Origin of the sequence: Nocardia sp. CA-135953 (genome assembly GCF_050955735.1) — a bacterium.
Classification (GTDB): domain Bacteria; phylum Actinomycetota; class Actinomycetes; order Mycobacteriales; family Mycobacteriaceae; genus Nocardia.
In genome coordinates this window covers 3,465,101-3,480,500 of sequence record NZ_CP192082.1, presented here as the reverse complement: position 1 = coordinate 3,480,500, position 15,400 = coordinate 3,465,101, and the positions used below count along the sequence as shown (strand labels likewise).

The 15,400-nt window shown below is 64.2% G+C and carries 14 protein-coding genes and 2 pseudogenes; 11 read left to right on the top strand and 5 right to left on the bottom strand.

All coding sequences use genetic code 11. The features are described 5' to 3' along the window. Positions 1-2: 2 nt before the first annotated feature. The 4 genes from ACQPXH_RS16015 to ACQPXH_RS16000 all read right to left on the bottom strand — a co-directional run bounded on the left by ACQPXH_RS16015 (position 3) and on the right by ACQPXH_RS16000 (position 3,144). Positions 3-359: an anhydro-N-acetylmuramic acid kinase gene (locus ACQPXH_RS16015; RefSeq protein ID WP_433603110.1), complete on the bottom strand. Its 357-nt coding sequence runs from the start codon at positions 357-359 to the stop codon at positions 3-5. After that, the gene (locus tag ACQPXH_RS16010) at positions 356-706 is read right to left on the bottom strand and encodes an anhydro-N-acetylmuramic acid kinase (protein WP_433603109.1); all 351 of its coding nucleotides are present in this window, start codon (positions 704-706) and stop codon (positions 356-358) included. The genes ACQPXH_RS16015 and ACQPXH_RS16010 overlap by 4 nt, the downstream gene beginning before the upstream one ends. Then, positions 706-2,235, bottom strand: a complete 1,530-nt coding sequence (locus tag ACQPXH_RS16005; protein WP_433603108.1) for a sodium:solute symporter — start codon at positions 2,233-2,235, stop codon at positions 706-708. Before ACQPXH_RS16005 ends, ACQPXH_RS16010 begins: the two co-directional genes overlap by 1 nt. 63 nt (positions 2,236-2,298) lie before the next feature. Next, positions 2,299-3,144, bottom strand: a complete 846-nt coding sequence (locus ACQPXH_RS16000; protein WP_433603107.1) for an N-acetylglucosamine kinase — start codon at positions 3,142-3,144, stop codon at positions 2,299-2,301. A 140-nt stretch (positions 3,145-3,284) separates the two neighbouring features. Here ACQPXH_RS16000 and ACQPXH_RS15995 point away from each other — a divergent pair, with 140 nt between their 5' ends. Then, entirely contained in the window at positions 3,285-3,785 is a 501-nt protein-coding gene (locus tag ACQPXH_RS15995; protein ID WP_433603106.1) for a DUF1992 domain-containing protein, read from the top strand. Positions 3,786-3,814: 29 nt separating this feature from the next. On the opposite strand, the gene ACQPXH_RS15990 is transcribed toward ACQPXH_RS15995, so the two are convergent. Next, on the bottom strand, positions 3,815-4,474 hold the full coding sequence (locus ACQPXH_RS15990; protein WP_433603105.1) for an RraA family protein: 660 nt from the start codon (positions 4,472-4,474) through the stop codon (positions 3,815-3,817). 204 nt (positions 4,475-4,678) lie between these two features. On the opposite strand from ACQPXH_RS15990, the gene ACQPXH_RS15985 reads away from it, so the two are divergent. From ACQPXH_RS15985 to ACQPXH_RS15940, 10 genes and pseudogenes are all read left to right on the top strand, one after another. Continuing rightward, on the top strand, positions 4,679-5,272 hold the full coding sequence (locus tag ACQPXH_RS15985; RefSeq protein WP_433603104.1) for a hypothetical protein: 594 nt from the start codon (positions 4,679-4,681) through the stop codon (positions 5,270-5,272). A 59-nt stretch (positions 5,273-5,331) separates the two neighbouring features. Continuing rightward, on the top strand, positions 5,332-5,739 hold the full coding sequence (locus ACQPXH_RS15980; protein WP_433603479.1) for a TIGR03668 family PPOX class F420-dependent oxidoreductase: 408 nt from the start codon (positions 5,332-5,334) through the stop codon (positions 5,737-5,739). A gap of 93 nt (positions 5,740-5,832) precedes the next feature. Then, positions 5,833-6,669 carry a mycofactocin-coupled SDR family oxidoreductase gene (locus ACQPXH_RS15975; RefSeq protein ID WP_433603103.1) on the top strand — a complete coding sequence of 279 codons (837 nt, stop codon included), beginning with the start codon at positions 5,833-5,835 and terminating at the stop codon, positions 6,667-6,669. Between the two features lie 228 nt (positions 6,670-6,897). Then, positions 6,898-7,107 (top strand): TOBE domain-containing protein, encoded by a 210-nt coding sequence (locus ACQPXH_RS15970; RefSeq protein WP_040690806.1) that lies wholly within the window; start codon positions 6,898-6,900, stop codon positions 7,105-7,107. A gap of 129 nt (positions 7,108-7,236) precedes the next feature. Further along, positions 7,237-7,353 (top strand): annotated as a pseudogene (locus tag ACQPXH_RS15965) (FAD-dependent monooxygenase); the annotation flags it as partial. A 539-nt stretch (positions 7,354-7,892) separates the two neighbouring features. After that, the gene (locus ACQPXH_RS15960) at positions 7,893-10,244 is read left to right on the top strand and encodes a sulfatase-like hydrolase/transferase (RefSeq protein WP_433603478.1); all 2,352 of its coding nucleotides are present in this window, start codon (positions 7,893-7,895) and stop codon (positions 10,242-10,244) included. A gap of 44 nt (positions 10,245-10,288) precedes the next feature. Beyond that, the gene (locus tag ACQPXH_RS15955; protein ID WP_433603477.1) at positions 10,289-11,197 is read left to right on the top strand and encodes a formylglycine-generating enzyme family protein; all 909 of its coding nucleotides are present in this window, start codon (positions 10,289-10,291) and stop codon (positions 11,195-11,197) included. A 774-nt stretch (positions 11,198-11,971) separates the two neighbouring features. Then, a pseudogene (locus ACQPXH_RS15950) lies at positions 11,972-12,655 on the top strand (cation transporter). A 173-nt stretch (positions 12,656-12,828) separates the two neighbouring features. Further along, the gene (locus ACQPXH_RS15945) at positions 12,829-13,920 is read left to right on the top strand and encodes a phenazine antibiotic biosynthesis protein (protein WP_433603102.1); all 1,092 of its coding nucleotides are present in this window, start codon (positions 12,829-12,831) and stop codon (positions 13,918-13,920) included. Next, complete coding sequence (locus ACQPXH_RS15940; protein WP_433603101.1) at positions 13,920-15,299, top strand: aldehyde dehydrogenase family protein; 1,380 nt, start codon at positions 13,920-13,922, stop codon at positions 15,297-15,299. The genes ACQPXH_RS15945 and ACQPXH_RS15940 overlap by 1 nt, the downstream gene beginning before the upstream one ends. The last annotated feature ends 101 nt before the right edge of the window (positions 15,300-15,400 follow it).

Sequence of the window (15,400 nt, the reverse complement as noted above, 5' to 3'; positions counted from 1 at the left end):
GTTCACCTCGTCACCGTGAGTCGTCGGGGCACGGAAGTCGGCACATCGGGCAGCGCGAGTCCGGCCGCACCCGGTGTGGTCGAACCGAGCACCGCCGCGCGACTCGCTCCGGTACAGGCGGGATGGCTACCCGCCAGAGCATGTGCGGTGAGGAAGCCGAGCACCGCGAATGCGGTTGCCTCCTTCGCCGCCGACGGTAGGCCGAGTTCATCGGACGTGCGCAACTTCGTGACACCGAGATGTGCACCGAGCATTGCCATCAGGCTGGGATTGTGTGTACCGCCGCCCGATGCGATGACCTCGGTCGGGCACAGTGGTGGGAGGGCATCGGCAATGGTACGGGCGGTCAGCGCGGTCACAGTGGCGACAATATCGTCGGGGAGGCCGAACGGCCGTCCAACACGCGCTCCGAGTAGGTGCGGTTGAACAGCTCTTTCCCGGTGCTCTTGGGTGCCGCAGCGCGGTAATAAGTTTCCGCGACAAGGGTTTCCAGCAGATCGGTGTCGATACCGCCACGGGCGGCCCGCACTCCGGCGCGGTCGAAATGCTCGGCACCGCCGGTGCACAGTTCGACAGCCGCAACAATGAGGGCGTTGCCGGGTCCGGTATCGAAGGCGGCCGGCTTGTCGCCGGTATCCAGACTGCGCACGGTGGCCATATCTACGGCATCGTGCGAGGTCCCCGACATCAGCCCGATGACGCGCACTACGCCACCGCCGCAACGGGTTCCGGCTCATCCGGTGCGGACGCGGGATGGAACAGGCTTGCGATACCGCCGACGATCAAGGTGACGAGCACGCCGATCGGCACCAACCACTGTGCCGCGATACCCTTTTCCACCACCATCCCCGCGACGGTCACATCGATCTTGACCACCCGCACCACAAACGTCATCATGATCACCGTGGTGATGAAGGCGACGATCGCGTCGAACTGGTTGGCGCGCGCGACCAGTCGCCCGAGCAGGAAAGCACCGAGCAGTGCACCGTAGGTGTACCCCGCGATAGTGAGGGCCGTCAGGTACACATTGCCCGTCGTTGCGCTGAAACCCATTGCGAACACCGCCATCAGTGCCGCCCACACCAGTGTCATCACGCGCGCCAGGCGCAGCAACGTGTGGTCGGCGAGCGTGTGCCGGGAGAAGCTGCGAATGATATCGGCGACCGTCGAATTAGCCATAGAATTCAATGCCGAGGACAGTGAACCCATTGCCGCGCCGAGGATTCCGGCGACCAGCAGTCCGGAGACCACCACCGGCAACCCGTGCAGAATGAAGTTGGGATACAAGCTGTCCGCGCTGGCCAATCCGAGTTCCTTGGCCGTCTTGCCGCCGTCGTAGGACCACAGCAGCACACCGACCAGGGAGAATGCGGCGAACTGGATAGCCACGAAGATGCCCGAACCGATCATCGCCTTCTGGCTGTCGCGCAGCGATCGCGTCGCCAGAATGCGCTGCACGATCAGTTGATCCGAGCCGTGCGAGGCCATCGCGAAGATCGCCCCACCGATAATCGCGGTCGGGAGGGCGAAGGTGCTGGTGAGAATGTGGGCGAGACCGAAATCGGTATCGAAGACACCGAACTTGCCCGCATGCAACGCATCCGACCAGCCGGACGCGCCGACATGGCCGGTGAGCACGCAGATCGCGATGAGCGCGCCGGTGAGGTAGAGGCCCATTTGTAGTGCATCGGTCCAGATCACCGCCTTGATGCCACCCAGGTAGGTGTACACGACGGTGAGCAGCGTCAGCGCCACGATGATCGTGTCGTAGCCGAAGTCGAGTCCCAATTCGCTGAGCAACAACTTGATCGGAATGGCGGAGGCGAACAGTCGCACGCCCTCGGCGAGCAGCCGGGTGAACACGAAGGTCACCGCGGCCACACCCTGCAGGTAGCGACCGAAGCGCAGCTCGAGGTACTGATATGCGCTCACGAACCCACCGCGCTTGTACAGCGGGATCAGCGCGATCGCCACGACCGTGCGTCCGATGATGTACCCGATGGCCAGTTCGACATTTCCGAAGGCCTGATCGGTGTACGCTCCGCCCGGAATCGAGATGACGGTGAGCACACTGGTTTCGGTGGCCACCACCGAGAAACATACTGTCCACCACGGCATTCGGCCCTCACCGACGAAATAGTCGCTGCTGGACTTCTGTTTTCCGGACAGCCGCAGGCCGATCCACGCGACGGTGACGAGATAAACGACGATGACGGCGAGATCGAGTGCGTTCAACGCAGCTCCCCGGTGACGCGATGGAGTGAATGCAACTAAGTGTCAGATTCAACGACGACTCTGTCAATAAATGCCAGAGATTCGAGTGACCAGCGCTTCGAGCACGGTAGTCGGGTCGAGGGCGAGTAGCGCGGCACCGTCGATCGGGTCGCCGAGCGGATCGCGACCGTCGATCGCGTGCACGATCTGGTTGTCGAGCGGCTCGAGGAGTGGTGCGCCGAGCTTGGCCAGGCCGCCGGTGATGACATAGGGGACCGGTGGGCGAATTCCGGATCGTTCGATCACGGCAAAGACGGTGCGGGCGAGCGCACGTGCGGCGGCCACCATGATCGCGGCCGCGGTATCGTCGACGGCAGCGGCAACAACGGGCGCGAATTCGGCGGCGACAAGAGCTGGATTATCGTGTTCGCCAAGGTATTTCGGCAGTGCGTCCAGTTCGATGCCGTAGTGTTCGCGGACCTTCTCGGTCAGGATGGTGCGTGGCCCGCGGCCGTCATGGGCACGCAGTGCGGCACGCAGACCTTCGAGGCCGATCCAGCCACCACTGCCCTCATCGCCGAGTTGCGGCCCCCAGCCGTCGACCCGAATGAACCGGCCCGCTTCGTCGACGGCCGTCGCAACGGCTCCGGTCCCGATGGCCAGCACCACTCCCGGCGATCCTCCCAGCGCCCCGGCATGTGCGGAGACGGCGTCGGAAGTCACCGCGACCGCGTCCGCGCCGGGGATCTCGGCCAGCCTCCGGGCGAGTGCCGCAGCCGCGTCCGGTGCCGATGCGGCGCCCGCCGCGCCCACCGAGAGCGTGAACGTTGTCGGTAGCGCCGCGATCTGATCGATCACCGCGGATCGCTCGCTCAGCCGCATCGACACCCGCACTGTCCGCCAGCCCCGGCGCACCGGGCGCTTCCGCATATCCCACCTGTCCTCCATCGATACGCAGCGAACCGCGACATCCGGTCTTGCCGAGATCGATCGCGAGGACATGGCTGGTCATGGGAATATCTTTACCGTCCGTAGACTGGAGTTATGGACGTTCCGTCGAAGCTGTTGCCATGACCGAGCGCAAACCCCTCGGCGTCACCTTCGAATCGTGGATCGACAAACAGGTCCGCGAGGCCACCGAACGCGGCGAATTCGAGAACCTCCGTGGCACAGGCAAACCGATCCCGAACTCCGTCGACGACGAGAACTGGTGGTTGCAGAACTACCTGCGCCGCGAGGGCGTGCGTGGCGACGGCCTACTGCCCCCGTCCCTCATATTGCGCCGCGATATCGAGGAACTTCCGGAAACGGTGCGGTATATGACCTCCGAACGCGAGGTCCGCAAAACGGTATCGGAGCTGAACGAGCGCATCGTCGAGTGGTTGCGAATGCCGCACGGGCCGTTTGTGCCGGTCGGACCGCTGAATACCGAGGAGGTCGTCACGCAGTGGCGGGCCGACCGTGCAGCCACACGTCGAGTGACTCGGCCCGAGTCGAGCGTGTCGAGTCCTCGGCCCGCGCCTGCCGAACCCCGTTGGTGGCGCCGGATCATGCGCCGCAGTCAACACTGAATCTACCTGCAGTGCAAGGTGTTTCAGGATCAGGACAGAAACCGCAAGGTCGAGGGTTCACCGCGATTCAGGGCTGCGGTGTGCTCGGTGAGGTTGAGACCTTCGCTGAGTGTGGACCCGGCATCGAGCAGAGCGACCAGTTCGGCCTCCGCGTCTTTGACCGCTGCCGCCGCATCGAGGAGCCAGTCGATGCGGTCGGGTTCGACAACGATGACGCCCTCCTCGTCTGCGAGGATCAGGTCACCCGGGGATACCTCGACACCACCACAGATCACCGGTATCTGCAGCTCACCGAGCTGTGCGGTGGTGCCCGCCATGGGCGTGACGAAGCGACTGTACACCGGCAGCGCACACCCTCGGACATAGGCGATATCGCGATACCCGCCGTCGATGACGATGCCGCCGAGATGGCGAACCAGCGCGCCGCGGGCGAATAGTTCTCCTGCCAGCGCGATTTCGGCACCAGCGCCATCGACGACAATGACGTCGCCAGGCGCGGCGGTCTCGACGGCGCGCAGCACGGCGAGGAAGTCGCCCCGGCAGCGCACGGTGAAGGCGGGGCCGAGAATCCGCGGTTCGGCCGAGCGCAGGCGAATGGCGCTGTCCAGCACTCGAATCGACTTATCGGCATCGCAGATCGCCGTCGTATCGACGGCCCGGAATTTCTGGACGAGCTGGTCGGTCGGCATCGATGACGCCCCTTCGTAACTCGAATGACGGGATCAATTCGCATCGTACGGTCGAACAGCGTGCGGACCAATCGCAGCCCATGCGATGAGCGGGGCCGGTCGAGTTGATCTTGCCGGATATCCAGCAAGTGATCGGCACACCACCGTATGATGCGTCAAGAATTCGGTTTGCCCTGCTGCGATGACGTCCAGGAGGTCATGCGCGTGGAAGACAACCGATACCTGGTCGACGACGAAGACGAAACGACGCGCGAAATGCGCCGGAGAATCGCGCTGGCGCTGCCCGCACTGGGGCTGGCGCTGCCCGTGGTCTGGAAGGGCTCGAACGGTGACGCGGCGGAGCCGTCGACCGCCGAATTCCCGGCCGTCCAAGACCGGTCCGCGGGTCCGGGCACCACGATTCACGGCATGGCCGACCTGAACTGGCAGCCTGCTCCCGGCGCACCACCGCAGAGCTTCGAAACCGCCGACGTGCTCGGTTCCTATCGAGCCCCCGGCTTCTACGCGAGCTATGCCCGCTGGTACCCCGGCTGGATGAGCGCCCCGCATGCCTACACCTTCGACCGCCACGCGGTCATGCTCTCCGGCATCTGGACCGTCGGCGCGGGACCCACCATCGACCTGACTACCACCCTGCCCATGTACCCGGGCGAATTCGCCACGCGCACAGCGGGTAGGCCACACTACGACGGCACTTTGCGCGACAGTCCTGAGCCCGCGGTCTTCATCCTGTTCGGAATCGGTCCTGCCATACCGATACCCGTGGACCCCGCGCGGCCGTTGTTCGTCCGCGTCTAGAGTCACCGATCAGGCGAGAATGGGGCCGTTGCCGATCGTAATGCGGAGGTGCGGTGCGACTGAATGCGAAAGTGGCGCGGGAACGGTTCGTGGCAGAACCGGTAGCCCGACTCGCCACCGTATCCAACGACCTGCGTCCACACATCGTGCCGATCGTATTCGCGGTCACCGATGACACCATCTACACCGCTGTCGATGCGAAGCCCAAGACGACAACCGCCTTACGCCGCTTGGCGAATATCGCCGCGAACCCGGCCGTAGCCGTACTCGCCGACCGCTACACCGACGACTGGACGCACCTGTGGTGGGCCAGGGCCGACGGCACCGCACGAATCCTCGACGACGCCGAAGCCCAGCAGGCCCTGGACCTGCTGACCGCACGTTATCCCGTGTACCGCACCCAGCCGCCACCCGGTCCGGTGCTCGCCATCGATGTCACCCGCTGGTCGGGGTGGTCCGCGAGCTGATCCTCGCGGTGTGGCGCGTGGCTGTTGCAACTCCTATTTCGAATGCACGGATGATACGGGTCGTGACAGCATGGGCTGACCAGTCGAAAGGGGATGGGCGTGGGTCAGTTGGAGGGCAGGGTCGCGGTGATCACCGGCGGCGCTCGCGGTCAAGGGCGTTCGCATGCGGTCACTTTGGCGGCCGAAGGCGCCGATATCGTGCTGTGCGATATCAGCGAACCTATCGGCAGCGTGCCGTATCCGCTGAGTTCCGAAGACGATCTCGCCCAGACCGTCAAGCTCGTCGAGGAGACCGGGCGGCATTGCGTCGCGGTGCAGGCCGATGTGCGGAGCCGCTCGGCGATGGACGGGTTGGCCGAACGAGCCATCGCCGAGTTCGGACGGATCGACATCCTGCTCGCCAACGCGGGTATCGCCTCGGGCGCGGCGGTCGCCGATATGGACGAGCAGATGTGGCAGGACATGATCGATGTCAATCTCACCGGCGTCTTCCACAGTTTCCGCGCGGTCTTGCCACATATGATCGAACGCCGGTGGGGCAGAATCGTTGCCACCTCGTCCATTGTCGGCCGCATGGGAGCGACGAATTCCGGCCACTACGCGGCGGCGAAATGGGGTGTCATCGGTTTGGTGAAATCACTTGCCCACGAAGTAATTCCGCACGGCATCACCGTCAACGCGGTACTACCGGCAGGTGTGCGCACCGATATGATCATGAACCCGGCAATGTATTCGGCGATGGTGCCCGATATCGAGAATCCCACCCTCGAGGATGTCGAGGCGATGTTCGCCGCCGGTCCGCCGAATGGCGATCTGATTGTGCCACAAGAGGTTTCCCAAGCCATCCTGCTTCTGGTCGGCGAATCCGGACGCCACTTCAACGGCGAAGCGATCACCATCTCCGGCGGCATGAGCGCGGGCACCACCTGAGGCTAGAACCTGACGGTGTCGAGAATCGCCAGCACGAAGGGCGCGGCGACAATGAGCATTCCGAATACCGTCGGCCTCCGCGCCGCACTCGACACCCCAGTCGAATTTGCCACCTCGGCGCAGAATGCGCATAGGCACGACCAGCGGCATTTGCGCGGGCTAACCAACGCCTTACGGCGTGGACGAACATCCGATGAATCGGCGCCGGGACTGCGTAGGATCACTGACATGCGACTATCCACACGTAACCAACTCGATGGAACGGTCGTCTCGGTCACCCGCGGCGAAGCGATGGCCGTCGTGCGCGTCCGGCTGGCCGGCGGCGACGAAATCACGTCCTCCATCACGCGCGACGCCGCCGACGACCTCGAGCTCAGCGACGGCTCCCGAGTCACCGTTCTCATCAAATCAACCGAAGTCGCCCTCGGCGTCGACTGAGCCTCACCTGGAGATACCCGCACTGCGCTGGCCGAGTCAGCGCAGCGACGCCACCAGTCGATCCAGTCCGTCGGCAAACTGGATGTCGCGTGGCGTATTTCGCAGGGTCTGTAATCCCGCCGCAACCACCACCTGGGTTGCTATCAGGCGCATTTCACGACCGACAGTTTTCTCGACCTCGATTACTCGGGACTTCTGCTCAATCGCCTCGGCCGCACAGTCGGCTGCTGCAGCGTGCACCAGAACCCGACAGCGAACGGGAGGCGCAATCGGCAGGCGAAGAATCCGCCGTCCTGCGCAGTCGAGCCGTGATCGCCGCAAGATCCGCGTTTCAGAAGAGCCCTTGATCCGGGCGACATGCCCCTGCGTGAATCGCGCACCTCGCCATACCCCGGGCCGCGGTCGCCCGCACCTGGCCGCGCCGCTAGCGCTATGGGTTTGCGGTCATCGGCTGGACTCCGCTGGTGATTACGCACGAACGCAACCTCTTCCGAACTCGGCCGCCTCTGCCGCCGAACTCGTGACACATCGCGGTAGGCCGCCGTACTCTCTGTACGGAAGGCGTTGATCAGCGAACTTCCCGACATCATGTCCGGGAGAGCACGACCAGTACACGTCGAATCGAATATCCGAGCCCGTCTCCGGCGGTATCGCCGGAGCTGGGAGGGCACATCCCAACACGACAGCCGCACCGATCGGCGTTCGCGCGTGAACTCGGCATGAGGTCCGCAGCCCGGAAAACAGGACGAATGGCAAACCAACAGCTCTCGCACCGGAGGTGGATGATGGCCAGGAAGTTCGAGGGGGAGGTCGCGCTGGATATCCGTGACTCGGTCCCCGATTGGGGCCCTTACGCGGAGCCGACGGCCCCACGGGGCGCGCCGAATGTGCTGTACCTGGTGTGGGACGACATCGGGATCGGAACCTGGGACTGCTACGGCGGTCTGGTCGAGATGCCGAACATGAAGCGCATCGCCGATCTCGGTGTGCAGTTCACACAGTTCCACACCACCGCCCTGTGCTCGCCGACTCGTGCCTCCCTGATGACCGGCCGGAATGCGACCTCGGTCGGTATGGCGACCATCGAAGAATTCACCGATGGTTTCCCGAGTATGTGTGGTCGGATCCCGGCCGAAACCGCGCTGTGCTCGGAGGTTCTCGCCGAGCGCGGGTGGAACACCTACGCGGTCGGCAAATGGCATATGACACCACTGGAAGAGGAGAATCTGGCCGCGTCCAAGCGGCATTGGCCGCTGGGGCGTGGGTTCGAGCGGTTCTACGGTTTCCTCGGCGGCGAGGCCGACCAGTGGTATCCGAATCTGGTGTACGACAATCACCCGATCTCACAGCCGTACCCACCGGAAGACGGATATCACCTGTCGAAGGATCTGGCCGACAAGGCGATCGAGTTCATCCGCGACTCGAAGGTGGTCGCCCCCGACAAGCCCTGGTTCACCTACCTGTGCCCAGGGGCCGGGCATGCGCCGCACCACGTGCCACGGGAATGGGCCGACAAGTACCGCGGCCGGTTCGACATGGGCTATGAGAAGTATCGCGAGATCGTGCTGGAGAACCAGAAGCGCATGAGGCTGGTGCCGGAGAACACCGAGCTGTCGTCGATGAACCCGTATGCGAATGTCACCAGTGCCGACGGCAAGCCGTGGCCGATGCTGGACACGGTGCGAGCGTGGGATTCGCTGTCTGACGCCGAGAAACGGCTGTTCCGACGACAGGCGGAGGTTTTCGCCGGGTTCCTGTCCTATACCGACGCCCAGATCGGCCGACTGCTGGACTATCTCGAAGAAAGCGGCCAACTGGACAACACCATCATCGTCGCCTTTTCGGATAACGGTGCGAGCGGCGAGGGCGGCCCGAACGGCACCGCCAACGAGATGAAGTTCTTCAACGGCTACATCGACACGGTCGAGGACAGTCTGGCCAAGCTCGACGAGCTGGGTTCGCCCACCACCTACAGCCACTACAGCATCGGCTGGGCGATGGCGTTCAACACCCCGTACAAGCTGTACAAGCGATATGCCTCGCACGAAGGCGGCATCGCCGACCCGTGCCTCATGGCGTGGCCCGCCGGGGTGGCCGCCCGCGGCGAGGTGCGCCACCAGTACCTCAACGTCTGCGATATCACCCCGACCGTCTACGACCTGCTCGACATCACACCTCCGGACACGGTCAAGAACGTGCAGCAGCGTCCATTGGAAGGGATCAGTTTCCGTGCGCTGTTCGATGACGCGAACGCGGACGTCGGCAAGCACACGCAGTTCTACTCGATGCTCGGAACGCGCGGAATCTGGCATCGCGGGTGGTTCGCCGACACTATTCACGCGGCATGCCCGTCCGGCTGGGGGCATTTCGACCAAGACCGCTGGGAACTGTTCCATATCGAGCAGGACCGCAGCCAGATGCACGACCTGGCCGAGGTCCATCCCGAGAAGCTGGAGGAGATGAAGGCGCTGTGGTTCTCGGAGGCCGAGAAGTACAACGGCATGCCGCTCAATGATCTCGACGTCGTCTCCATGATGACCCGCCAACGCCCGACTTACGGCTCGCAGCGAGACAGTGCCGTCTACTATCCGGACGTCGCGGAGGTGGGACCCGGTGCGGCGCTGGAGATTCAGGGACGCTCGTTCGCGCTGCTCGCGGAGGCGACGATCGACAGTGCCGATGCCGAGGGGGTGCTGTTCGCCCACGGCGGGCGACTCGGTGGACACACCCTGTACGTCAAGGACGGCCACCTCTATTACACCTACAACTTCCTCGGTGAGGAAGAGCAGACCATCGTCTCGGATCGGACGGTACCGCTGGGCGACCACATCCTCGGGATCCGGTACGAACGCCGCGGCACCCGCCCCGACAACTTCACACCCACCGGTGAGGCCGTCCTGTACATCGATGAGAACCCGGTCGGCTCCCTGGAGGACATGCGGACCCAGCCCATCGTCTTCTCCGGCGTCGGAGAAGGAATCCGCGTCGGCCGCGACAGCGGCCAGTCCGTATCCGCGAGCTACCGCTCACCGTTCCCGTTCACCGGGGGAACCATGCACCAGGTCATCGAGGACGTGAGCGGAAAGCCCTACCAGGATCTGGAAATGGCGGCGGCCGCGGCATTTTCGCGCGATTGAGGCAGGGTCCGGTGACCTCGATCGGTGACGATATCCGGCGAGGCATGGTCCGGATATCCGGCGGCAGCTTCGCTATGGGATCGCCGGACTTCTTCCCCGAGGAGCGTCCGGTGCACCGGGTGCAGGTCGATGAGTTCTGGATCGACCCGCACCCGGTGACCAACGCCGCGTTCCGAGGCTTCGTGAAGCAGACCGGATACGTCACCGTCGCCGAACGTAGTCCCGCAGCCGAGGACTATCCGGATGCGGAGCCGGAGAACCTGATTCCGGGCGCACTGGTATTCCGGCCCACCGGGGGACCGGTGCCATTGGACAACTGGCGCCGATGGTGGCGGTATGTGCCGGGTGCGTGCTGGCGCCATCCGCGCGGACCCGGCAGCACACTCGACGGACTCGACCGCCACCCGGTCACCCAGGTCGCTTACGAGGATGCGGCGGCATACGCGGCCTGGGTCGGCAAACAGCTGCCGACCGAGGCCGAATGGGAGTACGCCGCCCGCGGCGGACTGGATGGGGCCCCCTACGCCTGGGGAGACGAGTTCGAACCCACCGGCCGTCGTATGGCCAACATCTGGGGCGGCGCGTTTCCGTGGCAATTCCACCCTGGGCGAGGGCAGGCCGGGACACCCGGCACCACGAAAGTCGGCACCTATTCACCGAACGGCTACGGCCTGCACGATATGACCGGCAACGTGTGGGAGTGGACCGTGGACTACTTCCACGCTCAGCATCCCACACCGACCTGCTGTGCTCCACGCAACCCACGCGTGGCCACCCCCGAACCAACAGCGCCGCAACGTTTTCCACGCCGCGTCATCAAGGGCGGATCATATCTGTGCGCGGCCGACTACTGCCTGAGATACCGGCCCGCTGCCCGACAGGGTCAGACCGAGGACACCGCTACCTGCCACATCGGCTTCCGGTGCGTCGTGCGCGACGCACCGGAAGCCTGAAGTGGTATCAGATGCACCAGACGACACTACCCAGAGGGAAGCATATTGCGACAGATCCTCCGCCGGCCGGAGTGGCTGCGGAAGTCGAGTCGGCAGAAGCTGCGGGAGCTGCGAGGACGAGCAGGGGCAAGGCCATAACCGTCGCGGCAGCGGTCTTTATTTTCTTGGACATTTTGCATCCTCCAACTAAATGCTGAATCGAGGAATTGTTCTCGACATCTCCGCAATAGCCCTGTTGGGCTGATGTGTGCCCGCGGTCTGTCAGACGTGGGCCACTGGATTCGGTGATGTCGGCCAGGACCGAGCTTTGTGAGGTCCGCGTGCTCGGCCACGCTGCCGAGCCGCTGGATTCGCTTGTGAATGTGTCACCTGCCGAATCGGCTGCTGTGACCCGATTCGTTGCTCGGTGAAGCGCGCACAATTTACCCCCGACCGGAGTGCGTATTCCGGCTGGCCGACAGCTGCGCCATCGACCGAACCGGACAGGACACCTCCTGTGGTACCGCTGAAAGGCGTCGAGCACAGCTTACCGCTGGCTATCCGACAAATCAGCCGGAACGAGAACATTTAGAAGATAACTATCCTGTTAATGGCTGGTCAGGCGGAACTTCTCACGCCCTGGACTGTCTCCAGTTCGACAGATTCGGCGATTGGGCGTTCACGGACACCATCGGTTCGGCATGTGCGCGTCGCCCGCGACCGGCTGGCGACACGGCAGACAACAGTTCAGCCTCTTGTGAATACATGCCTGCGCACCGGTCGCAGTCGTTGGGCATGCCGTCTGTTCCGTCGGCGGTGTTCTCGGGTTCGTCGCAGCGGAAAACGGTGCTGTCGCGGCGCATCCGCTGGTTCGTCGCCGCGACCATCTCCTACAACGTGATCGAGGCGGGCATCGCCCTCACCGAGGGCACCCGTGTCTCCGCGACCGCGCTGATCGGATTCGGCCTGGACTCGGTGATCGAGGTGTCCTTGGCCGCGCCGCTCGCTTGGCAAGTCGCCGGTCGCGACCCGCACAAGCGGGAGAAGACCGCACTGCGGATGATCGCGCTGTCCTTCTTCGCCTCGCGCTGTATGTCACCGCCGACTCCGTTCGCGGCCTGCTCGGTATCGGCGAAACCCAGCATTCCCCGATCGGAATCGGTTTGGCCGCAACAAGTTCGGTAGTCATGCCGGTGCTGTCCTTGGCTCAGTGCCGCGCGGGGCGCGAACTCGGCTCCGCCTCCGCCGTCGCAGGCTCGAAACAGACCTTGCTCTGCACCTACCTTTCGGCGGTTCTGCTCGTCGGGTTGCTGCTCAACAGCCTGTTCGGCTGGTCATGGGCCGACCCCATCGCAGCCCTCGTCATCCATCGCGGTCAAGGAAGGCGTCAACGCCTGGCACGGCGACACCTGCAGTCCCACAACTCAATTCAGCATTGACGCCCGCCAGCCCCGCAGCCCCGACTGCGAATGCTGCTAGGGGCGCACGCGGTCGCTCCTGCGGTATCCGTAGTGGTTCCCGCAAGCCCGACAGGCGGTTTCGATCGGGGGATCGAACCGGGTCGGTCGCCGGTTTGACCGCGGTCAGGCGCGGGAAGATTGCCCCATTCGAGCGAATTGCCCCGATTCGGGGCGTTATCTGGAGGCCGCTAAGTGCTCCCTGAAATTTTGGACCTCTCCCGCCGCGAACTCGCGGCAAGCAACCCGGACGACTATATCCGCGCCCTCATGCATTGGCATTTCAACGAAGATACGGCCAGCCCGTTCTGGCTGCGGCGTGCGAAGACACTCGATTTCGATCCGCTCTCCGATGTGCGGACATTCACCGATCTGAGCCTTTTTCCCAACGTCGTCAACGAATTCCGCGAGGTGCCCGTCGAGGATATGATTCCGCGCGGGCTGACCGGTGCGGATCGAGTCATCGCCGGGATCTACGAAAGTGGCGGCACCACGGGCGATCCGAAGCGTTTCGTGATGTTCGACCGGTGGATGGACTTCGCGCTGCGCTGGGACGAGCACCACTACACCGGAATCGGCGCTGCGAATGTGCTCGCGGTGACGCCGAGTGGGCCGCATATGTTCGGAGAGTTCGCCGAGCGCCGGGCACGCAGGCACAACGGTGTGAAGTTCACTGTCGATCTCGACCCACGGTGGATCAAGCAGATGATCGGCCGGGGCGACACGGCCGGCACCGAACGCTACGCCGATCACATCGTCGACCAGGCAGCCCACCTGCTGGCGACGCAATCGATCGGCATCCTCATCACCACACCGCCGATCCTCGAACGGATCGCGCAGCGTGATGAATTGGTCGACCTCGTACGCGAGAAGATCCGGTTCATCTGCTGGAGCGGTGCCCACATGGACGCCGATTCCCGGAATATGTTCCGCCACGACATCTTTCCCGGCATTCCACTCAAAGGTCTCTACGGCAGTACCACAATCCTGGGCATGTCGCGCGAACGTGACGAGGATCGGCCGGACGGGCTGGCGGTATTCGACACACCCAGCCCCTACATCGCGTTCCGTGTCGTCGACGCGGCAACCGGCGCCGAAGTGAACTACGGCGAGCGCGGACAGGTCGTGATGAACCATCTCACCAAATATGCACTACTGCCGAACAACCTGGAACGCGACATCGCATTGAAGGTCGAGCCGCCCGCGGACACACTCGGTTGTTCGGTCGCCGACGTCGGACCGGTACGAACTTTCGACGACGTCGAGGTCATCGAGGGAGTGTACTGATGAGCGAGTTCATCCAGATCGACGCGCTCGGCCCGGACGGCCCCTACCGCGCACACGCCCGCAAGCCGCTGACCACCGTGTCCGGCGACCAGATCGGTGAGATCAGTCAGGTCCCGCCCCTCTACGTGCGGCGCACCATGGCGGCAATGCGCAGAGCACCGATCATGCCCGCAACCGAGCGCTCGCGGGCACTGCTGCGCGCCGCCGACCTCTTCCTGCACGGCGTCATCGACGGTCTGGACCTTGTCGATTACACACGCCTGGTCTCGGTCACCTCCGGTGTGCCGCTGGCCGTCGTGCATCAGGCAGTGCACTGGGTCGCCGACGTGCTGCGCGAGCAGCCCGCAACCGTCGAACTCGCCATGCCCAGAGGAGCCGTGCGCGACTGGCACGATGAACAGACCAGTGCGGGCTCGGCCGTCTGGACTCGCAAAGGAGACCTGTTCGCCGTGCACGCTGCGGGCAATACGCCTGCGGTACACGGACTTTGGCCCGAGGCTCTCACGCTCGGATACAAGGTCGCGGTACGACCATCCACCCGTGAACCGTTCACGGCCTTTCGTTTGGTCAGCGCCTTGCGTGCGGCCGGGTTCCCACCGGACGTCGTCACGTTGCTTCCGACCGACTACGCGGCCGCCGACGTCATCTTGGCCGAAGCGGACTTCGCTATCGTCTACGGCGGGGACGATGTGGTCGACAAGTACGGCACCAACCCGCGAGTGCTGACTCAGGGCCCCGGACGATCCAAGATCCTGGTCACCTCGGACGTGGATTGGCGCGACCATGTCGAGTTGATCGCCGACTCGGTGAGCCACCTCGGCGGCACCGCATGCACGTGCACGACCGCGGTGCTCGTCGAAGGCGACCCGGCACCCCTGGCTCGAGCGCTGGCCGAAGTGCTCGACCGGATTCCGAGCTTGCCCGCCGACGATCCGGCCGCGATCCTGACCGTGCAGCCCACCGATGCCGTGGTGGCGATCGACGCCTACCTGCACAAGGTGGCGGGCGACGCGCACCCGATCCTCGGCGGCGACACCATCGTCGACGAACTCGATACCGGTGGCGCGGTCCTGCGCCCCTCGGTACACCTCGTCGCGGACAGCGCCGCAGCACAACTCGATGTCGAACTCCCGTTCCCTTGCGTCTGGGTCGGCCCCTGGTCGGCATCGGATGGCGTTGCGCCGCTGAAGAACTCACTGGTATTGACCGCGATGACGCAGCGACGGCAGTTGATCGAAGCGCTCCTCGACGAGCCGACCATCACCAACCTGTACCTCGGCGACAACCCGACCACCTGGCTGCGTCCGGGCGTACCCCACGACAGCTACCTCGCCGAATTCCTGATGCGCACGAAAGGTATGATCCGTTCCGGAGTCTGACCACGATATCGACCCCGAGCGTTCGGGTTGTGTGCGGGTGTTGTTCGGTTGACACCGGTAGGTTTGCGGACAACCTTCGCAGCCGGTGATATATCGATAGG